Below are 20,541 nucleotides of genomic sequence, written 5' to 3'. Positions count from 1 at the left end.
CCAGCGTCGACCGGACATGGCCCGCCCGGCAGGTGCTGTCCGTCCCCCCGGGCGGGCCGATGGGCCCTGGTCCGCTGTTGGTCTCCGGTCGCGCGGATTACCGTGGTTCATGACCCGAACGGTCGGTGCCCCTGGCCGGAACAGAGCAGGGCAGAGCAGGACAGAGCAGGGAGGAGCGCGGTGGCGAGCTCCGACGACGCCCGTGTGCGGCTGCCGCAGCTGAGGTTGGACGAGTTGCTGGAGGAGTTGCAGGCGCGTCTGGATGCGGCGCGGGGGACGCGGGATCGGGTGCACAGTCTGTTGGAGGCGGTGCTGTCGGTCGGGCGTGAGTTGGAGTTGGAGCAGGCGTTGCGGGGCATCGTGGAGGCGGCGGCGGTGCTGGTGGATGCGGAGTACGCGGCGTTGGGGGTGATCGGTCCGGACGGCAGGCGGTTGTCGGCGTTCCACACGGTGGGGGTGAGTGCGGAGCAGATCGCCGGGATCGGTGCGTATCCGGAGGGGCACGGGATTCTGGGTGAGTTGATCAGTCATCCGGAGCCGTTGCGTCTGGCGAAGTTGTCGGAGCATCCGTCCTCGTATGGGTTTCCGCCGAATCATCCGCCGATGAATTCGTTCCTGGGTGTGCCGATCCGGGTGCGTGAGCAGGTGTTCGGGAATCTGTATCTGACGGAGAAGCGGGGTGGGGCGCAGTTCGACGAGGAGGACGAGTCGGTTCTGTCGACGTTGGCGGTGGCGGCGGGTGTGGCGATCGACAACGCGCGGTTGTACGAGGAGTCCCGGTTGCGGGAGCGGTGGCTGCGGGCCAACGCGGAGATCACCCACGACCTGATGTCGGGAGCGGAGCAGGCCCTGGTGCTCCGGTTGATCGCCGAACGGGCCCGGCAGATCACCGGCGCGGCCCTCGCGGTCGTCGCGGTGCCGATGGAGGGCACCGAGTCCCTCACGGTCGACCTGGCCATCGGCGAGGAGGCGGAGACGCTGAGCGGGCTGGTCCTGCCGGTCGAGGGCAGCCTGATGGGAGAGGCGTTCGCCGGCGCGACCGCGGTCACCAGCGAGGACGTGACCCACGACGAGCGGGTGTGGGCCGGACCGCCCCGCCTCACCGGTCTCGGCCCCGCCGTGGCCGTTCCCGTCGGCACCCGGGACGAGGGCATCCGGGGCGTCGTTCTGCTGGTCCGGGAGGCGGGCCAGGCCCTCTTCACCACGAAGGAGACCGAACCGCTCCGCGTCTTCGCCGCCCAGGCGGCCATCGCCATGGAACTGGCCGAACGCCGTCGGGACGCCGAGGAGATCGCGGTTCTCAAGGACCGCGACCGGATCGCCCGGGACCTGCACGACCTCGCCATCCAACGCCTCTTCGCCACCGGTATGACCCTGCAGAGCGCGGGCCGCCTCATCGAGCACCCGGAGGCCTCCGAGCGGGTGCTGCGCGCGGTGGAGGACCTGGACGAGACCATCAAGATCATCAGGTCGACCATCTTCGGCCTGCGCACGCGGGACGGCACGGCCGACGTCGGCCTGCGGACCCGCGTGGTGCGGGTGGCCGCCGAGGCGGCACCGGTCCTGGGTTTCGCCCCGAGCATCCGGATGGAGGGGTTCATCGACACCGACGTACCGAAGGAGACCGCCGACCACCTGGTCGCCGTGCTCTCCGAGGCCCTGGCCAACATCGCACGGCACGCCCACGCCGACCGCGCCGAGATCGTGGTGACGACCGACGGGCGGGAGCTGGTGCTGACGGTCCGGGACAACGGGGTGGGCATACCGCCGTCGGGCCGCCGTGGCGGGCTGCGCAACATGGCGGAACGGGCCGGGCAGCTCGGCGGCCGGATGGAGTGGCACTGTCCCGAGGCCGGCGGCACCACACTGGTGTGGCGGGTGCCGGTGGCGCCGCCGTAGGGGAGGCGAGGGAGCGGCCGGGGCTCCGGGAGGACCCGGCGGGGGGCAGGGGACGTCCGGCGTCGGGAAGAGGCCGCTCGGCCCCGTGCCCGGGACGGCCGGGAGCCCGACGCTGAAGGTGTCGCAGTGTGTCACCCGAGCATCTCGGAGGTCGCCATGGCCGGCACTCCCCATCTCGTGAGCGATGTGATGACCCGCACCGTGGGAGCGGTGCGCCAGCGGGCGGCGTTCAAGGACATCGTCCATGCCATGCGGCAGTGGCACGTCAGCGCGGTTCCCGTCGTGGACGACGAGGGACGCGTCGTGGGCGTCGTCTCCGAGGCGGACCTGTTGCACAAGGAAGAACTGCGTGACGGCGACCCGGACCTGCCCAGGGCCGGACACGCCCCGACCGGAGGCTCCCTGTATCCGCGGCCCCGGCGTCTGTCCGACCTCGGCAAGGCGGCCGCGGTGGAGGCGGAGGGCCTGATGACCGCGCCGGCCGTCACCGTCCACGGCGACACGCCCTTGGCGCAGGCCGCCCGGCTGATGGCCCGGCACCGGGTCAAGCGGCTTCCGGTGGTCGACGCCGAGGGCCGGCTGCGGGGCGTCGTCAGCCGCTCCGACCTGCTGAAGGTGTTCCTGCGCGACGACGCGGACATCGCCGAGGAGATCCGGCGCGACGTCGTGCCGATGCTCGCCCCGGACTCGGACGGACCGGTCCGGGACGAACCGGTCCGGGTGGACGTGCGCAAGGGAGTCGTGACCCTCACGGGCCGGCTCCGGAACACCGCCCTCGTCCCCGTGGCCGCCCGTCTCGCACGCGCCGTCGAGGGGGTGGTGGACGTCGACTGCGTGCTCACCGGTGCGGGCAACAGCCCCGGCCCGGACCAGCCCCTGAAGGGTGAAGCCGGACGTCCGATCGCGAAGGAGGGGGCATGACCATCGGCTCCCGGCCACCGCTCGCTCCCGTGCTGCGGGAGGTCCGGGCGGTCGTGTTCGACACCGACGGAGTGATCACCGACTCGGCACGGGTGCACGCCGCGGCCTGGAAGACCGCCTTCGACGCCTTCCTGCGCGCGCATTCGCCCGCCGACCCGCGGCAGGGACGCCCCTTCGACGTCCGGGACGACTATCCGCGCTTCGTGGACGGCAGGTCGCGGCTCGACGGGGCCGCCGCCTTCCTCGCGTCGCGTGGCATCGAACCGTCGGCGCGGACGGTGCGCGCCGTGGCGGCGGAGAAGGAACGGCTCTTCACCCGGCGACTCGGCGAACAGGGTATCGACGCCTACCCGGGAACCGTACGGCTGGTCCGTGCCCTGCGGGCGGCACGCCTGCCGGTGGCGGCGGTGTCCGCCTCCCGGCACGCCCGTGAGCTGCTGAGCGGGGCCGGGGTGGCCGATCTCTTCGACGCCCTGGTCGACGGAGGAGAGGCGGCCCGCCTGGGGCTGGCCGGAAAGCCGTGCCCCGATCTGTTCCTGGAGGCGGCTCGCCGTCTCGATGTCCCCCCGGACCGTGCGGCGGTCGTCGAGGACGCCCTGGCGGGAGTCGAGGCGGGCCGGCGCGGCGGCTTCCGCCTGGTCGTCGGAGTGGACCGCGCCCAGGGCCCCGACACGGGGGAGCGCCTGCTCCGGCACGGCGCCGACATCGTGGTGGCCGACCTTGGTGAACTCCTCGACGGCGAACTCCGGCGGTGAGGAACGAGCAGCCCGGGCCGCCCCGGGGCCGCCCGGGCTGCTCCCAGGCGGCCCCGGGGCCTGCCCCTGCCCGGTCAGCCCGTCTCCCTGCCCGGTCAGCCCGTCTTCTGGCTCCACAGCGGGCCGATCCGGGCCCAGTCCGCCCCCCACCGCTCGACCCGCCGCCGGTCGAGCCACCAGCGTCCGGCGCCGCCGGCACCGAAGACCAGACCACTCAGGGCGAGCCCGGCGACGACGCCCAGGACCCCTGCCTCGACGGCCGCCTCCGTGGGCGTGGGCGGCTCGGCGCTCAGCGCGCCCCGACCGTCGGTCCAGACCTCGACCTCGGCACCGGCCCGCTGTCCGGTCTCCACCATGGTCGAACCGGTACGGGTGACTCCCTCCGGGGTCGTCCAGCGCACCCGCGCCGAGGTCCTGTCGTTCCCGTCGCCCACACCCGAGGCCGTCAGCGGGACGTCGGAGACGAGCACAGCCGAGACCGTACGACGTTCGGCACGCTGTTCGGCGAAGACGCCCTCGGCGGCGCGAGTGGTCATGACGCCGGTGATCGTGCCGCCGACCACGACGGCGATCCACACGGCCAGCACGATCCACGCCTCCGTCGCGTCGTCACGCCGTCGCAGCGGATTGCGCCGCCACCGCCACAGTGCCTTGCTCGTCTTCCTCGGGTGCCTGCCGCCGTTCATCGGTCTCAGCCTCCTCGTGTCACCGTCTCCCCAGGAAGGTGACAGCCGGGGGACGGCGGTCACAGGGGCCGAGAGGGTGCCCCCAGCGGGCCGACCGGGGCCGACTCGGTCGCGGGGAGGGGACCTTCAGCCCCTGGCCCGGCGGGGACCAGCGGCCGGCCGGCTCTGCCGCGGAGCCCCTTCGCCGGGAGTCACGGGCGCCGGTCCGCCCGGTGGGCCCCTTGCCCCTCCGGCACCGGGTGGGGGGCCGGCCGGCCCATGCGAGGTCCGGCCGGGAGGACCAAGCTGGATCTGCGGGGCCAACCCGGCACCGCACCGGCGTCCGGAAGTAGGGCCTGTGGGTGAACCACCGGTCCGCAGGACCCGGGGAGACAGAGAAAGGCAGGGATCGTCATGAAGGGCTTGGTCTTTCACGGCCCCGGACAGTCGTCCTGGCAGGAGGTGCCCGACCCGGGGATCAAGGACCCCACCGACGCGATCGTCCGAGTCGACACCGTCACGATCTGCGGGACGGACCTGCACATCCTCAAGGGTGACGTGCCCGAGGTCCGACCCGGCACGGTCCTGGGCCACGAGGCCGTCGGGGAGATCGTCGAGGTCGGCAGCGACGTACGGACCGTGCGTCCCGGCGACCGGGTGCTGGTCTCCTGCATCACCGCCTGCGGCCGGTGCCGCTACTGCCGGGAGGGGGCGTACGGCCAGTGCCTGGGCGGCGGGGGCTGGATCCTCGGCCACCTGATCGACGGGACCCAGGCCGAGTACGTCCGCGTCCCGTACGCCGACCTGTCCGTCCACCCGCTGCCCAGCACGCTGGCGGCCAAGGACGCCGTACTGCTGGCGGACATCTTCCCCACCTCCTACGAGGTGGGCGTGGTCAACGGGTGCGTCCGCCCCGGCGACACCGTCGCCGTCGTGGGCGCAGGACCCATCGGCCTCGCGGCGATCGCCACCGCCCGGCTGTTCTCGCCCGAGCGGATCGTCGCCGTGGACCTGGCCCCGGCCCGTCTGGAGGCCGCCAGGCGACTCGGGGCGGACGCCGTGGCCGACGCCCGGGAGGCTCCGGAGCAACTGGTCGCCGACCTCACCGACGGACTGGGCGCGGATGTCGTGATCGAGGCGGTCGGCGTGCCGGAGAGCTTCGAGCTCTGCACCCGCATGGTCCGCCCCGGCGGGCACGTGGCCAACGTCGGTGTGCACGGCAAACCGGCGACGCTGCACCTCGAAGACCTGTGGATCAAGAACGTGACCATCACCACGGGCCTGGTGGACACCCACTCCACCCCCACCCTGCTGCGGATGGCGGCCGCCGGTCGGCTGCCCACCTCGTCCCTGGTCACGCACACCTTCCCGCTGGACGACATGGAGGAGGCGTACGACATCTTCTCCCGGGCGGCCGACACCGGCGCGCTCAAGGTCGTGCTCGGTGAGCCTCCGCACGACGTCGTAGCCGTCCCGGCGGCCTGACGCGACCGTCGCACGGCGATCGACATCGCCCCCGACGGCGCGTCCGGCGGATCCCGGGTCGGGCGGACGACCGCGGGTCTGGGCCGCTCTCCGGCCCGGCCGGGACCGATGGCCCTGCTCGGGGGCGGGCGGCGGAGGGACGATGGTGCGCACACCCGACGTACGGGTGGGCTGGGCACGAGGCAGGGGGACGGGCGGGCTGATGTACGCCAACGACGGATTCCGCGAACTGGACAGGCAGGAATGCCTACGGCTGCTGGCGAAGGCGACCGTCGGCCGCATCGTCCACACCCGCCAGGCGCTGCCGGCGGTCCTGCCGGTCAACTTCTCCCTGGACGGGGAGGGTTCGGTCCTGCTGCGCACGTCGGCCGCCTCGGAACTCGCCCGCGCGGTGGACGGGGTGGTCGTGGCCTTCGAGGCCGACGAGGTCGACCCGGTCGCCCACTCCGGCTGGAGCGTCGTCGTCACCGGCCGGGCCTCGATCGTGACCGATCCGGCCCAGCGGGCGCGACTGGCCCACAGCGGGCCGCGCTCGTGGGTCGCCTCGCCGCAGGACGTCTTCGTCCGTATCGAGGCGGAACTGGTCACCGGCCGTGAACTCGTCGGCGGCCGGACGATGTACGGCGTGGACCTGACTCCCTGATTTCCCGACTTCCCTGTTCCCTGACCCTGCCGCCACCCAGGCGGCCGCCGCACGGCACGCGCACGGCCGCAACGCGGCCGTGCACACCGAAGCCGCCGTCCGCACGCAGCGTGCGGACGGCGGCTCCGGTGTGCACGGGGCCGGACCCGGCCCCCCGGGTCTGGCCCCGCCCCCCCTCACGCGGCGGCTGTCGGCTCCTCGCCCGTGCCCGCCCCGCCGCGGCCGGTCCCCCGGTAGGCCGCGCGCATCAGGGCCTCCATGTCGGCGAGCATCGGCATGCGCGGGTTGGCGGGCGCGCACTGGTCCTCGTAGGCGTTCAGGGCCTGTTGGGGCAGCGCGTCGAGGAAGGTCCGCTCGTCGACGCCGAGCGCCCGGAACGACGGCTCGATGCCCACGGCGTCCCGCAGCCGCTCCACGGCGGCGGCCAGGGACTCGACACCCTCCGCCGGGGTGGCGGCGGGCAGGCCGAGCGTTCGGGCGATGTCCTGGAAGCGTTCGGGGGCGCGGTAGTGCTCGTACTTGGGCCAGCCGGTCAGCTTCGTCGGGACGGTGCCGTTGTAGCGGATCACATGGGGCAGCAGGACCGCGTTGGTGCGGCCGTGGGCGATGTGGAAGGTGGCGCCGAGGGTGTGCGACATGGCGTGGACGATGCCGAGGAAGGCGTTGCCGAAGGCCATGCCCGCGATGGTGCCCGCGTTGTGCATCTTCTCCCTCGCCCGAGGGCTGTCCGCACGGTGGCCGACGGCCGCCTCCAGGTGGTCGAAGACCAGCCGGATCGCGTGCAGGGCGAGCCCGTCGGTGAAGTCGTTGGCGTACACCGACACATACGCCTCGATGGCGTGGGTGAGCGCGTCGAAGCCGCTGTCGGCGGCCAGCGCCGGAGGCAGTTCCGTGGTGAGCAGCGGGTCGATGATGGCCACGCTCGGGGTGAGCGCGTAGTCGGCCAGCGGGTACTTCTTGCCCGTCGCCGGGTCGGAGATCACGGCGAAGGGCGTGACCTCGGCGCCCGTCCCGGACGTCGTGGGCACGCACACCAGGCGGGCGCGCGCCCCGGGCACCGGGAAGCGGAAGGCACGCTTGCGGATGTCGGAGAACTTCTGCCGCATGTCCGCGAAGTCCATGTCCCGGCCGGCGGCCTGCTGTTCGTACAGCAGCCACATCACCTTCGCCGCGTCCATCGGCGAACCGCCGCCCAGCGCGATGATCGTGTCCGGCCGGAAGTCCCGCATCAGCCGGGCGCCGCGCTGCACCGAGTCGATGCTCGGCTCCGGCTCCACGTTGTCGATGACCTGCACGGTCACCGGTTCACGGCGTCGCTGCAGGACTCGGTTGACGCGGTCGACGAAGCCCAGGCGGGTCATGGTGGCGTCGGTGACGACGGTGACGCGGTGGACGTCCGGCATCGACTGGAGATACCGGATGGCCTGCGGCTCGAAGTAGATCTTCGGCGGGACCTTGAACCACTGCAGGTTGTTGCGTCGGTCGGAGACCCGCTTGATGTTCAGAAGCTGCGCGGCGGAGACGTTGTCGGAGACCGAAGTGCTGCCCCACGAGCCGCAGCCCAGCGTCAGCGACGGCAGCAGGCCGTTGTAGATGCCGCCGATGGCCCCTTGCGAGGAAGGGGAGTTGACGATGATCCGCACGGTCTTCATCCGCCTGCCGTACGCCTCGGCGACCGCCCGGTCCTCGGCGTGGATCACGGCGCTGTGCCCCTGGCCGTGGAAGGCGACCATGTCGGCGGCCAGCTCGAAGCCCTGTTCCTGTGAACCCGCGCGCAGCACGGTGAGCACCGGGCAGAGCTTCTCCCGGGTCAACGGCTCGGCAGGGCCGACGCGTTCGGCCTCGACCAGGATGAGCGAGGTGCCGGCGGGCACGGTGAAGCCGGCCTGCTCGGCGATCCACTCCGGGCTCTGTCCGACGGCCGCGGAGTTGACCTTCGGCTCGCAGCCGCCGCCCACGGGCCCGCCGCCAGGGAAGAGGAAGACCTCCAGCTTCGCCTTCTCCTCTGCGGTCGCCAGGTGGGCGCGCAGGGTACGGAACTCGGTGAGCGCCGCGTCGTAGATCTCGTCGTCCAGGATGACGGCCTGCTCCGAGGCGCAGATCATCCCGTTGTCGAAGGACTTCGACAGCACCAGGTCGTTCACGGCCCGCCGCAGTTCGGCGCTCCTGTGCACATACGCCGGTACGTTGCCCGCCCCTACGCCCAGGGCGGGCTTGCCCGCCGAGTAGGCGGCCTTGACCATGCTGTTGCCGCCGGTGGCGAGGATCAGCGAGACACCGGGGTGCCGCATCAGCATGCCGGTCGCCTCGACGGACGGGGTCTCGATCCACTGGACGCAGTGCTCGGGTGCCCCCGCCGCGACGGCCGCGTCGCGCACGACGCGGGCCGCCTCCGCGCTGCAGCGCTGGGCGGAGGGGTGGAAGGCGAAGACGATCGGGTTGCGGGTCTTCAAGGCCATCAACGCCTTGAAGATCGTGGTGGACGTCGGGTTGGTCACGGGAGTGACCGCGCACACCACCCCCACCGGCTCGGCGATCTCCACCATGTCCTCGATGTCGTCGCGCGCGATGACGCCGACCGTCTTCATCGGACCCATGCTGTGCGTGACGTGCTCGCACGCGAACATGTTCTTGGCCGCCTTGTCCTCGAACACACCGCGCCCGGTCTCCTCCACCGCGAGGCGGGCCAGCGCCGTGTGGCGGTCCAGGGCGGCCACCGACGCTTTCTTGACGATGTGGTCGACCTGTTCCTGGGTGAGGCCGTCGTAGTCGGCCAGCGCCTTGAGGCCGTCCGTGACCAGCCGGTCCACGGCCACGGCCGTCCGGGACGGCGCGTCGGTGGCCGTGCTGGTTGCGGGGCCGCTGTCGTGACGGGTCATGAGGAGTGCCTCCGGGGTCGAGCGCCACCGTCGTGCGACCGGTGGCGTACGGGTGGGACGGCGCCGTACGAGGCAGCCGCCCTGGGACCGATGTCGCTCACCCGCTCACTCTCGTCCGCCCCCGGCCGCGTCCCGGAGGTGCCGATGGTCCCTCGTCGGGACTGAACGGCCCGACCGGGTCGGCCGGCCGTCGTCGATCCGTCGGTGATCCGTCGGTGATCCGCTCGTGAAACAGGGCCGACCGGCCCTGGCCGTTCGGCCCGGATACGACGAGGATCAGCGGGTCGAGGCCGATACTGTCCGTGGCGGACAGGACGGCGTGAAGTGCGGAACCGAGGAGTGAAGCGATGCCGGTCAGCGAGCAGCCGGGCCCGGACAGCCCGATCCGGGTCTTCCTGCTGGACGACCACGAGGTCGTGCGCCGGGGTGTACGCGACCTGCTGAACGACGAGCCGGACATCTCGGTGATCGGCGAGGCAGGCACCGTGGAACAGGCCCTGGTGCGCGTTCCCGCCCTGCGCCCGCAGGTGGCGGTGCTCGACGTCCGCCTGCCCGACGGCGACGGGATCACCGTGTGCCGGGAGCTGCGCTCGCGCATGCCGGAACTGTCCTGTCTGATGCTGACCTCCTTCGACGACGAGGAGGCCCTCCTGGACTCGATCATGGCGGGCGCGTCCGGGTACGTCCTGAAGCAGATCCATGGCTCGGATCTGGTCTCGGCGGTGCGCACGGTGGCCGCCGGTCAGTCCCTGCTCGATCCCAGCGCCACCGCCCGGCTGATGGCCCGGCTGCGGCAGGGCCCGAAGGAGGAGCAGGAGCCCGAGGCACTGCCGGGCCTGACCGAGCGCGAGCGGGAGATCCTGGCCCTGATCGGTGAGGGCCTGACCAACCGACAGATCGGTCAGCGGCTCTTCCTCGCCGAGAAGACGGTCAAGAACCACATCTCCCGGCTGCTCGCCAAGCTCGGTGTGGAACGGCGCGTACAGGCCGCCGTCATCGCCACCCAGGCCCAGGACAGGATGCGGCAGGAAGGGCGGTAGGCCGTACTCCCGGGTGAACCCGCAGGCCGCGCACCGTTCGTCCGGAAGGTCCGGGCGGGTGCGGCTGGACTCCTTCCAGGTCGGACCCGCGCGCGACCGGATCCGCTACCGTGCCCGGTGACGGGTCGTTACCGTGGCTCAGGACAGCGGCGGAACGGGCGGCTGCCGGCAGGCTGTGGGGAATGTGGAGGGGCACCGGTGGCAAGCGTGGAGAGGGCCGGGGAAGCACGTGTACTGCTGCCGCAGCTGAGGTTGGACGAGTTGCTGGAGGAGTTGCAGGCGCGTCTGGATGCGGCGCGGGGGACGCGGGATCGGGTGCACAGTCTGTTGGAGGCGGTGCTGTCGGTCGGGCGTGAGTTGGAGTTGGAGCAGGCGTTGCGGGGCATCGTGGAGGCGGCGGCGGTGCTGGTGGATGCGGAGTACGCGGCGTTGGGGGTGATCGGTCCGGACGGCAGGCGGTTGTCGGCGTTCCACACGGTGGGGGTGAGTGCGGAGCAGATCGCCGGGATCGGTGCGTATCCGGAGGGGCACGGGATTCTGGGTGAGTTGATCAGTCATCCGGAGCCGTTGCGTCTGGCGAAGTTGTCGGAGCATCCGTCCTCGTATGGGTTTCCGCCGAATCATCCGCCGATGAATTCGTTCCTGGGTGTGCCGATCCGGGTGCGTGAGCAGGTGTTCGGGAATCTGTATCTGACGGAGAAGCGGGGTGGGGCGCAGTTCGACGAGGAGGACGAGTCGGTTCTGTCGACGTTGGCGGTGGCGGCGGGTGTGGCGATCGACAACGCGCGGTTGTACGAGGAGTCCCGGTTGCGGGAGCGGTGGCTGCGGGCCAACGCGGAGATCACCCACAGCCTGATGTCCGGCGGCGAGCCCGCCGAGGTCCTCCAAGTGATCGCCGAACGGGCCAGGGAGATCATGACCGCGGCCCTCGCGGTCGTCGCGGTGCCGATGGAGGGCACCGAGTCCCTCACGGTCGACCTGGCCATCGGCGAGGGAGCGGCAGCGTACCGCGGGCTGGTGCTGCCCCTGGAGGGCAACCTGATCGGCCAGGCCTTCTCCGGCGCCGCTCCCGTCACCGGCGCGGACGTCTCCCGTGACGACTCCGGCGTGACGGGCGCCCCGAACCTCACCGGTCTCGGCCCCGCCGTGGCCGTTCCCATCGGATCGGGCGAGGGGACCCGGGGCATTCTGCTGCTGGCGCGCGCGGTGGGCCACACGGTGTTCACCGAGCCGGAGATCGAGCGCCTCCAGGGCTTCGCCGCGCAGGCCGCGGTCGTCATGGAGCTGGCCGAACGCCGTCGGGACGCCGAACAGATCGCGCTGCTGGAGGACCGCGACCGGATCGCCCGGGACCTGCACGACCTCGCCATCCAACGCCTCTTCGCCACCGGTATGACCCTGCAGAGCGCGGGCCGCTTCATCGAGCACGCGGAGGCCTCCGAGCGGGTGCTGCGCGCGGTGGAGGACCTGGACGAGACCATCAAGATCATCAGGTCGACCATCTTCGGCCTGCGCTCACGCGAGGGCGCCACCGGTGTCGGTCTGCGGGCCCGTGTGGTGCGCGTGGTCGGCGAGGCGGCACCGGTCCTGGGCTTCGCCCCCAGCCTGCGGCTGGAGGGACTGCTGGACACCGAGGTGCCCAAGGAGGTCGCCGACCATGTGGTGGCCGTGCTCTCCGAGGCCCTGACGAACGTCGCCCGTCACGCCCAGGCGTCCCGGGCCGACGTGGTGGTGGAGACCGCCTCGGGGGAGGTGCGCCTCACGGTGTCCGACAACGGGGTGGGCATCCCCGCCGAGGGCCGCCGCAGCGGACTGCGCAACATGGCCGAGCGCGCCCGGCAGCTGGGCGGCGAACTGGAGACGACCAGCCCGCCCGGCGGCGGTACGACCCTGGTGTGGCGGGCGCCGTCGGCCCACACCCGGTAGCGGAGAGCCTCTCGGCCGGGGACCCGCCACAGGTGGGTGACTGGTTGTGCGGCCGAGAGTGGGCAACCCCTGTCGGGCCGGTGGGAGTGGAGCGCGGCGCTCCAGGTCGTGCGTCTTGATCGTTTTTTGAGCGGCGCCTAGGCTCCCATGCCCATGGAGACGGGGGAGCCGGACCGCGGTCGCAGGCCGTGGCGCGACCGGCTGGTCAGGCTTCGTGCGGTCGGGGCCCTGCTGGCCGGGGCAGCGGGGCTGGCCGTTCTGGGCGCGGTGCTCGTCGTCGTGCCGGGTGTGGTGGTCGACCATGATCTCGCCGGGGCGAGCGTCGCCGCGCAGGACCGGTTGAAAGCGGTGAACGACGTCCGTACGACACTTCTGCAGGCCGTGGGCGGCATGGTCGTGCTGTTCGGCGCGTACGCCACCTGGCGGCAACTACGTGTCAGCCAGGACGGCCTGCGCGCCACCCAGGAGGGCTATGTCACCGACCGGTTCAGCACGGCCGTCGATCAGCTCGGCAGTGACAAGCTGGAGACACGCATCGGCGGGCTCCACGCGCTGTGGCGGATCGCGGAGCACTCCGCCCGCGACCGGGAGGCCGTCATCTCCATCCAGGCCGCTTACCTGCGTACGCACCTGCCCTGGCCGCCCGCCGGACCGGAGGCTCCAGCGGCGGACGTGCCCGTCAACGACGTCGTGCCGCTGGAGGTGCGTGCCGCCGACGCCCAGGTGGCGCTGACCGGGCTCGGCGTGTTGCTGCTGCGGCCCCGGGAGCAGTCCTGGGTCAACCTCGGCGTCACGGACCTGCGCCGGGCCGACTGCGACGGGCTGTGGCTGCCCGAGGTCAACCTCGACCGGTCCTGTATGGAGGCGGCGGGCCTGTACCACGCCAACCTGACACAGGCGTCTCTCGTCTCGGTCAACCTGCGCCACGCCGACCTCAAGACGGCGATCCTGCGCCGGGCCCGCTGCGTCCACGCTGACCTGCGGGGCGCACGGCTGGTCGAAACGGACTTGCGTGACGCGGACTTCACCGAGGCCGACCTGCGCGAGGCGAACCTGCGCAAGGCCGACGCGGGCCGCGCTGTCTTCCGTGGCGCCGACCTGCGCCTGGCCGACTTGCGTGGCTCCGACCTGAGCACCGCCGACCTTCTCCAGGCACGTCTGACCGGCGCGATGGCCAGCGAGCGCACTCGCTGGCCGGCCGGTTTCGACCACGCGGCCGCCGGCGTGGTGGTCACCGAGGATCCCGGCCCCGAACCTCCGCCACTGCTCCAGCCCTCAGGGATAACGACGCAGCACCCGCCCCTGCGGTCCATGCCGTGACCGAGGGGGCCCGGTGAAGTAATCGATGGGTCCTGCCGAGAAGGGACTGGCACAACTGAAGTCGGCCGTGCGGGAGCTCGTCGGCCGAGAGGAAGGGGGGCCGGGGGCGCCGGAGGGGCCGGGAGCCCTGCGGCTCGGCCGCTTCTCCCGGCCGTCACAGCTTGAGCGTGAACCAGGTGGTCTTCCCGTCGTCCGTGGGGCGCACTCCCCAGCTGTCGGAGAGCGCGCGGACCAGGTGCAGACCACGTCCCGACTCCTCGTCCTCGGCCGCGAGGCGCGGCTGGGGCAGTTGGGGACTGCTGTCGCTGACCTCGACCGTCAGGTCCGTGTCGGTCCGGCACACCTGGAGACCGATGGGGCCCTCGGCGTGCTGGACGGCGTTCGTCAGGGTCTCGGAGAGCAGCAGCAGTGCGTGGTCCGCCGATCCGACGCAGCCCCAGGAGGCGAGAGCCTTGGTGAGGAACTCGCGGCCCTCGGGCACCGACGAGGGCACGGCGGGCAGATCGGTGGTGACGGACGCCAGCGGGGCCGCCGGCAGCTGGGCGAGGAGCAGCGTGACGTCGTCGTTGTGGCTCTCGGCGTCGGGCAGCAGCCGTGCGAGCACATGGTCGGCGGCGGCCTCCAGGCACGAGTCGTGGACGAAGAACCCGTCGAGGGAGGAGACGAGTTCACCGATGTGGTCGTCGATGTCGCTGCCGGGGGTCTCGACCAGACCGTCCGTGTAGAGGACGAGCGTGGCGCCCGGCGGGATCTGCTCGCAGGACTGCTGGTAGAGGATGCCGCCGACACCGAGGGGCGCGTTGACGGGTGTGGTGAGCCGGCGGACGCGATCGCCGGGGGAGGCGATGAGCGTCGGCAGATGGCCGGCCGAACAGACGGTCACGGTGCCCGTGTCGGGGGCGATGACCAGGTAGCAGCAGGTGACGAGCTGATCGGGGACGTCGAGGTCGGCCACGCAGGTGTCGAGGGCCTGCATCAACTGACGTGGCTGCATACCGGTCTTGGCGAGCGCGTGTGCGGCGGACCGCAACTGGCCCATCACGGCGGCCGCATCCAGGCCACGGCCCATGACGTCACCGATCAGCACCCCGACCCGGCCCGCCCCCAGCGGGATCAGGTCGAACCAGTCGCCGCCCACGCCCGCGCCCTGGGTGGCGGGACGATAGCGGCTCGCGGTGGCCAGCCCGGCGATCGCGGGCGGGGTACCCATCAGGCTGCGCTGCAGGGTGAGCGCGATGTGCCGCTGCTGCTCGTACAGGGCGGTGAGTTCGGCCTCCGCACGCTTGCGGTCACTGATGTCCCGGACGATGGCGCAGGCCCCGACGACCGTGCCGTCGGTGTCCCTGGTCGGCCACAGCGTGACGTCGACGTCCAGCAGGGCCCCCGCCCGGGTGAGGCGCAGGGTCTCGAAGTGCTCCACCTTCTCGCCCTGCCGCAGCCGTTCCATGAGCGCGCTGACCTCGTGCCTGCGGTCCATCGGGGCGAGGAACGACATGTGGCGACCGATGGCCTGCTCGGCCGTGTAGCCGTACAGCCGCTGGGCGGCGGCGTTCCAGTAGGTGATGTGGCCGTCGAGGGTCTTGGCGAGGATGGCGTCCTGGGACGACTCGACGAGCGCGGCCAGTTCGTTGATGCGCCGCTCGGCGGCCTTGCGGTCGCTGACGTCCCGGACGGCGGCGGACACCAGCAGTCCGTCCGCGGTCTCCAGGGGACTGAGGCTGATCTCGACCGGGAACTCGGTGCCGTCCTGGCGCAGGCCGTGCAACTCCAGTCCGGCGCCCATCGGGCGCACCTGCCGGTTGGCGGCGTAACCGCCTCGGTGCCGGGTGTGATGGTCACGGAAGCGGTGCGGGATGAGCAACTCGACCGGGCGGCCGAGCAGTTCCTCGCGCCGGTAGCCGAAGAGAGCCTCCGTCTGGGCATTGACCAGTCGGATGGTTCCGGTGTCGTCGACGATGACCATGGCGTCCGGCGCGGCCTCCAGCAGCCCTCGGAACCGCTCCTCGACCACGCTCGGTCCACCGTCTCGTTCCCGTCGCCCACCGCATCGGCAGCGCTCCCGCTCGCCGACCTCGGCGTGCCGTGCCCGCGTCACCGAGACGAAGTTGTCCATGCTCGCCCCACCCCGCCTTCCCTGACGATCGGGTCATCCCACTGCATCCGTGGCGGCCGGACCACCGTTTGTCGGCAACTGTCCTTCTACCGAATGAATCTGCCCGGTTCGCGCCTCGGATGCCCGACCTGGCACCGCCGCTGTCCGAGAGCGCCGGGACATCAGGGAAGGCCAGGATCGACAGGCTCCTCCCTGAGCCCGGTCGGCTCACGCGGGACACGGTCCTGTGGAGCGACGCTCGTCGTGAGGAGGTCGCGGAGCAGCATCGCGCCGAGTTCCACTCGGTGCGGCCCGTCCGAGTCCGTCCCCACGTCCCCGAAGCGCCGCCCCTATGCCGCCGCGTACACGCCGGACGGGGAGACGTACACGCCGGCCGGGGGGACGGCGCGGCAGTCAGGGACGCGGCCGCAAGGGACGTACGAAACCGCGATGCAGGCCGTTCGGCTCATGTGCCCCGTACCGCACCGGAGTTGGCTGTGACCAGACGGACCACTACGACTCGAGAGGGGACGAGGGCCATGGGCACGAGTCTCACCCCGGAGCTCTGGGCACGGTTCGCGGTGCTCCTGGTCGCGGCCGTGGGGATCACCCTCGTCCTGACCGCGTGGCTCGACACGCTCGCCGTTCGACTGCTGCACCGCGTCCACAGGGCGGACCGTGTGCCTACGCGGCTCCACGCCCGGCGAAGGGCGCAGTACCGGAGGGGGCCGGTGGCGAGGCGTGCCGTTGCGGAACGGGCACCGTGACGACGGGGACCGTGGCGTGGCGCAGACAGTCACGGGTGACGGGGCCGATCGCGGGGAGCCCCTGGTCGTGGTGGTCGGGGCGACCGAGGGCCAGCAGCTGTGCGTCGCGGGCGTGCTTCAGCAGGACCCGCGCGGGTGAGCCCTCGACCACGACGGCGCGTACGGCGGTGTCGACGTGCGGGCCGAGGGACCTGCGCACCGCCCCCGCGAGCAACCGCTCGGCCCGAAGGCGTTCCTCGGCGGGGCCGGGGTGGGACGACGCCGGAGCGTAGGGGGCGAGTGTGGCCCCGGTCCATTCCCAGGCGTGGACGGCGACCACGTCCGCGCGCCGGGAGTGGGCCTGTCGTACGGCCCAGCGCAGCGCGGCCACGGACGCGTCGGATCCGTCGACGCCCACGACGATGTGGTTTCCGGCGGTCGGTTCCGTCATGGCAGCCTCCCTGGACGGTCTCTGGTCCCACCATGCCCTTCACCGGCGCGGTGGGGCCTGGGCCGAGGGGGCTCGCCCTCGTGCCGAACGGTCCCTTGCCGCCGGGCCGCCGGGCCGCCGGGGACGGGAGTTTGTCCCTCGGGAGCGGGGCGGCTGTCGCTCCATGGCCGTGACCGTCTCGCGTCCCGGATCGACAGGCGTGCCCGACGGCTCGGTGTCACGCCTGGACAGGGCCGGTGAGTTGAACGATGTCGTCGGAGGCGACGTCGTGCAGGCGGATGGCCAGGTCCTCCAGGGCACGGCTCGCGGCGAGCTCGTCGCCGATCTCCGGGATGGGACGGTCGATCGGGTTGCGCCGGGCCACCCCCCTTCCCATGAGGCGCGAGGTGTCACGTGTGGCCAGGACGGCACGTGCGTGCGTCTCGTCTCCTTCCTCGCTGATGTAGATCTGGACGGTCCACTGCTTGGCTTCCATCATGATCACTTCCGTCCGGTTTCTCGGCCTCTGTTTCTCAGCGTGCGCCGGTTCCGACGGCCGGTCCAGCAAGGGGAGGCGACGGTCGGCAGGGCGGCCCGGCGCTGCGACCTGGTCAGGCCCGCGGGAGCGAGCGTGCTCAGGCCGACCGGCGGTGTCCGGCACCCGGCTGGGCGAGATGGGTGGTGAACCAGTCGCGGGCCAGTTCGGCGACCGTGGCCAGGGTTCCGGGCTCCTCGAAGAGGTGGGTCGCGCCGGGGACGACGGCGAGGCGGTGCTCACAGCGCAACCGGTCGGCGGCGAGGCGGTTGAGGCTGAGCACCCTGGTGTCCAGACTCCCCACCACGAAGAGCGTCGGGGCCCGCACACGGCCCAGGGCCGCCGGGGTGGCCAGGTCGGGGCGCCCGCCCCGGGAGACGATCGCGCGGATGTCCGCCCCGGGCGCGGCCGCGGCCTCCAGGGCGGCCGCGGCTCCGGTGCTGGCACCGAAGTAGCTCACCGGTACTCCGGTCCCGTCGCGCAGCCAGGTGGCGGCCGCGTGCAGCCGGCCCGCCAGGAGAGCGACGTCGAAGACATTGCGGCGGTCGCCTTCCTCCTCCGCCGTGAGCAGGTCGAGCAGCAGGGTGCCCAGGCCCGCCCGGTTGAGGGTGTCGGCGACATACCCATTGCGTGGACTGTGGCGTCCGCTGCCGCTGCCGTGCGCGAAGAGCACCACCGCCGGGGCCGCGTCGGGCAGCACCAGCCGGGCGGGCAGCCGTACGTGACCGGCGGGCACTTCCACCTCACCATGGCCAGGCCTCTCCGCCTGCGGCCCCGTGGACGTCGCCCTGGGGGCGGGCCTCGACGACTGAGCGGACGCGGCACGCGTGAGGAGATCGATCACCTTCGAGTCGGGTGTCTGCGTGAAGTCGCGGTACCAGGCGCCGACCGAGCCCAGGTTTCCCGGCGTTTCGAGGCAGACGACCTGGTCGGTGACTCCGCGCAGCCGGACGACCGCCTCCGTCGATCCCACCGGGACGGCGAGAACGACCCGCGCCGCACCCTGGCCCCGCACCACCCGGCAGGCCGCCTCGGCCGTGGCGCCGGTGGCCAGCCCGTCGTCCACGACCAGCACGGTGCGACCCGCGAGGGACACAGGGGCGCGCCCGGCGCGGTAGCGGGCCACACGCCGACCCAGCTCCGCCCGCTCGTCCCTCTCGACGCCGGCCTGTTCCTCGTCCCGTATCCCGCAGCTGACGATCACGTCCTGGTTGAGGACCCTGACCCCGTGCTCCCCCAGAGCGCCGAAGGCCAGCTCCGGCTGCCACGGCACCCCCAGTTTGCGTACCACGAGCACGTCCAGCGGCGCCTCCAGCGTTCGGGCCACCTCGTACGCGACCGGAAGACCGCCCCGAGGCAGCCCCAGGACCACGATGTCCTCGTCGCGCAGGTGTTCAAGACGTCGGGCCAGTCGGCGTCCGGCGTCCGTACGGTTGTCGAAGGGCATACGCCACCTCCTCGTGCGCCTTCCGCGACGATGCGGAGGAATCGGCGGGACGGAAGGATGCCTTTTGCCGTCGCCTCCATTGCAGCGCGCCTCCCGCCGTCGCGCGAGGGGCCTTCGGCCCGGGTGAGGGCCGGACGGTCCCTCCCGGTGGCGGCGGCACCGCCGCAGACTGGGGACGAAGCGGACACTGCGAATGTCTCGCCGGGCGGGACGCCGCACCGACACGACGGCCCCCGGGCGGCCGTGGCCACCGAGCCGCGGCTCAGGGGCGGCCGGTGGAGGAATCCTCGGTCTCGGGCGGTCGACGCTCGGTGGGCGAGGAGGTTGCGATGACCACGCGAGAGCTGGACACGAGGACGGTGACCGGACTCGTCGACGACGCCACGGCCGCACCGTCGATGCACAACGCGCAGCCCTGGCGCTTCCGCTTCCTGACCGACGAGGGCGTCCTGCTGCTGCGCGCGGACCTCGGCCGGGCCATGCGCCGCAGCGACCCCACCCACCGGGCGCTGCACATCGGCTGCGGGGCGGCGTTGTTCAACCTCCGCGTCGCCGCCGCGCACTCCGGCCTTTCCCCGCTGGTCCGACTGCTGCCGGCCCAGGGCGATCCGCAGTTGCTGGCCGCCGTCCACCTGGCGGGTCCCGGGGGACCGGCACCGGACGAACAGGATCTGGCACGGCTGTATCCCGCCATCCGCCAGCGGCACACCAGCCGCTATCCCTTCGACGACCGGGACGTCCCCGAGGACGTACGGGCGCGTCTGCGGGCGGCCGCCGCGCGGGAGGGGGCCGAGCTGTCGTTCCCCGAGTCCTGGCACCTCGACACCGTCCTGGAGCTGGTCCATGACGCCGAGAGCCGCGACAGCCTGGATCCCGGAGGCAGGGAGGACCTGGAGCGCTGGACCCGGCTGGGCCCGGAGGCCGACGTCGCCACCGACGGGGTTCCCGAGTACGCCTTCGGCCCGCGCCGCAGGGACGGCCGGGCCCCGCAGCGGGACTTCGCCGGCCGACGGCCGGTGGCCGACCGCGGCAGCACCGTCTTCGAGAAGAGCCCGCACCTGGCCCTGCTGTACACCGGCGGTGACGCGCCCCTCGACTGGCTGCGCGCCGGGCAGGGGCTGGAGCACGTCCTGCTGGAGGCCACCACGGCCGGACTGGCCGGTTCGCTGACCTCCCACCCGCTGGAGAACGACGACCTGCGCACCCTTGCCCGAGACCCGGTCTCCGGCCGGGGATACGTCCAGATGGTGCTGCGCCTCGGCTATGGGCCGCACGGCCCGGCCACGCCCCGCCGAGCCGTCCGGGACGTCCTGGACATCACCTGACCGGCCGCACGACCACCTCGCCGGCCTCGCGCCCGGGAGATCAGGTCGGCCCACGTGCCGACGGCCCAGGACTGCGGGCACGGCGTGGCCCTCGGTGCGCGGACATGCCGACGATCGGCGGAGACCGCGTCGGCGCCGGAGCCGGACGGGCCGAGCGTCTTGTCGTGGACCCGCGTGCGAGGGAACGATCGGCATCAGCGAGTGTGTTCGCGGGAACGTGGTGGGACGAGGGCCGGACGGGGCGCCCCCCGGGGCCGTCCGGCCCAGTGCGGGATACGGCCGACGGGGAGACGCTGAAGTCCGGAAGAGCGCGCCGGACCGCCGGACGAGGAGCTACGGCCGTCCGGCGCCGCCCTCACCCGTCCGTCGGGACTCGGCGGTCCGTCCGGGGCCGCGCACCCGCACCCCGGACCGTGCCCGGAGAAGAGGAGAG

General features: G+C 72.5%; 15 protein-coding genes. 9 read left to right on the top strand and 6 right to left on the bottom strand.

All coding sequences use genetic code 11. From position 1 onward, the window contains the following. Window positions 1-180: 180 nt before the first annotated feature. The 3 genes from K1J60_RS01010 (at window position 181) to K1J60_RS01000 (ending at window position 3,575) form a co-directional block, all read left to right on the top strand. Complete coding sequence (locus K1J60_RS01010) at window positions 181-1,899, top strand: sensor histidine kinase (protein WP_220644449.1); 1,719 nt, start codon at window positions 181-183, stop codon at window positions 1,897-1,899. Window positions 1,900-2,055: 156 nt separating this feature from the next. After that, entirely contained in the window at window positions 2,056-2,820 is a 765-nt protein-coding gene (locus K1J60_RS01005) for a CBS domain-containing protein (protein ID WP_220644448.1), read from the top strand. Then, complete coding sequence (locus tag K1J60_RS01000) at window positions 2,817-3,575, top strand: HAD family hydrolase (protein ID WP_220644447.1); 759 nt, start codon at window positions 2,817-2,819, stop codon at window positions 3,573-3,575. Before K1J60_RS01005 ends, K1J60_RS01000 begins: the two co-directional genes overlap by 4 nt. Window positions 3,576-3,670: 95 nt before the next feature. Here the strand turns inward: K1J60_RS01000 and K1J60_RS00995 are convergent, their stop codons facing one another. Next, complete coding sequence (locus K1J60_RS00995; RefSeq protein WP_220644446.1) at window positions 3,671-4,261, bottom strand: Rv1733c family protein; 591 nt, start codon at window positions 4,259-4,261, stop codon at window positions 3,671-3,673. Window positions 4,262-4,654: 393 nt separating this feature from the next. Between K1J60_RS00995 and K1J60_RS00990 the strand changes: the two genes are divergently transcribed. Together K1J60_RS00990 and K1J60_RS00985 are read left to right on the top strand one after the other, a co-directional pair. Beyond that, a complete protein-coding gene (locus tag K1J60_RS00990; RefSeq protein WP_220644445.1) occupies window positions 4,655-5,725 on the top strand; it encodes a zinc-dependent alcohol dehydrogenase family protein in 1,071 nt (356 codons plus the stop codon). A gap of 202 nt (window positions 5,726-5,927) precedes the next feature. Next, window positions 5,928-6,368 (top strand): pyridoxamine 5'-phosphate oxidase family protein, encoded by a 441-nt coding sequence (locus K1J60_RS00985; protein ID WP_220651208.1) that lies wholly within the window; start codon window positions 5,928-5,930, stop codon window positions 6,366-6,368. Window positions 6,369-6,544: 176 nt separating this feature from the next. On the opposite strand, the gene adhE is transcribed toward K1J60_RS00985, so the two are convergent. Continuing rightward, a complete protein-coding gene (gene adhE / locus K1J60_RS00980; RefSeq protein ID WP_220644444.1) occupies window positions 6,545-9,247 on the bottom strand; it encodes a bifunctional acetaldehyde-CoA/alcohol dehydrogenase in 2,703 nt (900 codons plus the stop codon). 347 nt (window positions 9,248-9,594) lie between these two features. Between adhE and K1J60_RS00975 the strand changes: the two genes are divergently transcribed. The 3 genes from K1J60_RS00975 to K1J60_RS00965 all read left to right on the top strand — a co-directional run bounded on the left by K1J60_RS00975 (window position 9,595) and on the right by K1J60_RS00965 (window position 13,533). Beyond that, complete coding sequence (locus tag K1J60_RS00975) at window positions 9,595-10,287, top strand: response regulator (RefSeq protein WP_220644443.1); 693 nt, start codon at window positions 9,595-9,597, stop codon at window positions 10,285-10,287. Window positions 10,288-10,485: 198 nt separating this feature from the next. Continuing rightward, window positions 10,486-12,213 carry a GAF domain-containing sensor histidine kinase gene (locus tag K1J60_RS00970; RefSeq protein ID WP_220644442.1) on the top strand — a complete coding sequence of 576 codons (1,728 nt, stop codon included), beginning with the start codon at window positions 10,486-10,488 and terminating at the stop codon, window positions 12,211-12,213. A gap of 153 nt (window positions 12,214-12,366) precedes the next feature. Next, window positions 12,367-13,533 carry a pentapeptide repeat-containing protein gene (locus K1J60_RS00965; RefSeq protein WP_259408212.1) on the top strand — a complete coding sequence of 389 codons (1,167 nt, stop codon included), beginning with the start codon at window positions 12,367-12,369 and terminating at the stop codon, window positions 13,531-13,533. 154 nt (window positions 13,534-13,687) lie between these two features. On the opposite strand, the gene K1J60_RS00960 is transcribed toward K1J60_RS00965, so the two are convergent. From K1J60_RS00960 to K1J60_RS00945, 4 genes are all read right to left on the bottom strand, one after another. Then, the gene (locus K1J60_RS00960; protein ID WP_220644441.1) at window positions 13,688-15,646 is read right to left on the bottom strand and encodes a PAS domain S-box protein; all 1,959 of its coding nucleotides are present in this window, start codon (window positions 15,644-15,646) and stop codon (window positions 13,688-13,690) included. A 663-nt stretch (window positions 15,647-16,309) separates the two neighbouring features. Further along, entirely contained in the window at window positions 16,310-16,822 is a 513-nt protein-coding gene (locus K1J60_RS00955; RefSeq protein ID WP_220644440.1) for a universal stress protein, read from the bottom strand. 217 nt (window positions 16,823-17,039) lie between these two features. Continuing rightward, the gene (locus K1J60_RS00950; RefSeq protein WP_311588821.1) at window positions 17,040-17,300 is read right to left on the bottom strand and encodes a DUF1876 domain-containing protein; all 261 of its coding nucleotides are present in this window, start codon (window positions 17,298-17,300) and stop codon (window positions 17,040-17,042) included. A gap of 136 nt (window positions 17,301-17,436) precedes the next feature. Next, window positions 17,437-18,783, bottom strand: coding sequence for a phosphoribosyltransferase (locus tag K1J60_RS00945; RefSeq protein ID WP_220644439.1), 1,347 nt, complete (start codon window positions 18,781-18,783; stop codon window positions 17,437-17,439). A gap of 329 nt (window positions 18,784-19,112) precedes the next feature. On the opposite strand from K1J60_RS00945, the gene K1J60_RS00940 reads away from it, so the two are divergent. Continuing rightward, on the top strand, window positions 19,113-20,108 hold the full coding sequence (locus tag K1J60_RS00940) for an Acg family FMN-binding oxidoreductase (protein WP_220644438.1): 996 nt from the start codon (window positions 19,113-19,115) through the stop codon (window positions 20,106-20,108). Window positions 20,109-20,541: the final 433 nt, after the last annotated feature.

Source organism: Streptomyces akebiae (assembly GCF_019599145.1).
Taxonomy (GTDB): Bacteria; Actinomycetota; Actinomycetes; order Streptomycetales; family Streptomycetaceae; genus Streptomyces; species Streptomyces akebiae.
This window is presented reverse-complemented; position numbering and strand designations above follow the sequence as displayed.

Excerpts from the sequence above, each read along its gene's own strand:
- K1J60_RS01005 (WP_220644448.1), top strand. The coding sequence starts at position 2,056 with ATGGCCGGCACTCCCCATCTCGTGAGCGATGTGATGACCCGCACCGTG.
- K1J60_RS01000 (WP_220644447.1), top strand. The coding sequence starts at position 2,817 with ATGACCATCGGCTCCCGGCCACCGCTCGCTCCCGTGCTGCGGGAGGTC.
- K1J60_RS00995 (WP_220644446.1), bottom strand. The coding sequence starts at position 4,261 with ATGAACGGCGGCAGGCACCCGAGGAAGACGAGCAAGGCACTGTGGCGG.
- K1J60_RS00990 (WP_220644445.1), top strand. The coding sequence starts at position 4,655 with ATGAAGGGCTTGGTCTTTCACGGCCCCGGACAGTCGTCCTGGCAGGAG.
- K1J60_RS00985 (WP_220651208.1), top strand. The coding sequence starts at position 5,928 with ATGTACGCCAACGACGGATTCCGCGAACTGGACAGGCAGGAATGCCTA.
- adhE (WP_220644444.1), bottom strand. The coding sequence starts at position 9,247 with ATGACCCGTCACGACAGCGGCCCCGCAACCAGCACGGCCACCGACGCG.
- K1J60_RS00975 (WP_220644443.1), top strand. The coding sequence starts at position 9,595 with ATGCCGGTCAGCGAGCAGCCGGGCCCGGACAGCCCGATCCGGGTCTTC.
- K1J60_RS00965 (WP_259408212.1), top strand. The coding sequence starts at position 12,367 with ATGGAGACGGGGGAGCCGGACCGCGGTCGCAGGCCGTGGCGCGACCGG.
- K1J60_RS00960 (WP_220644441.1), bottom strand. The coding sequence starts at position 15,646 with ATGGACAACTTCGTCTCGGTGACGCGGGCACGGCACGCCGAGGTCGGC.
- K1J60_RS00955 (WP_220644440.1), bottom strand. The coding sequence starts at position 16,822 with ATGACGGAACCGACCGCCGGAAACCACATCGTCGTGGGCGTCGACGGA.
- K1J60_RS00950 (WP_311588821.1), bottom strand. The coding sequence starts at position 17,300 with ATGATGGAAGCCAAGCAGTGGACCGTCCAGATCTACATCAGCGAGGAA.
- K1J60_RS00945 (WP_220644439.1), bottom strand. The coding sequence starts at position 18,783 with ATGCCCTTCGACAACCGTACGGACGCCGGACGCCGACTGGCCCGACGT.
- K1J60_RS00940 (WP_220644438.1), top strand. The coding sequence starts at position 19,113 with ATGACCACGCGAGAGCTGGACACGAGGACGGTGACCGGACTCGTCGAC.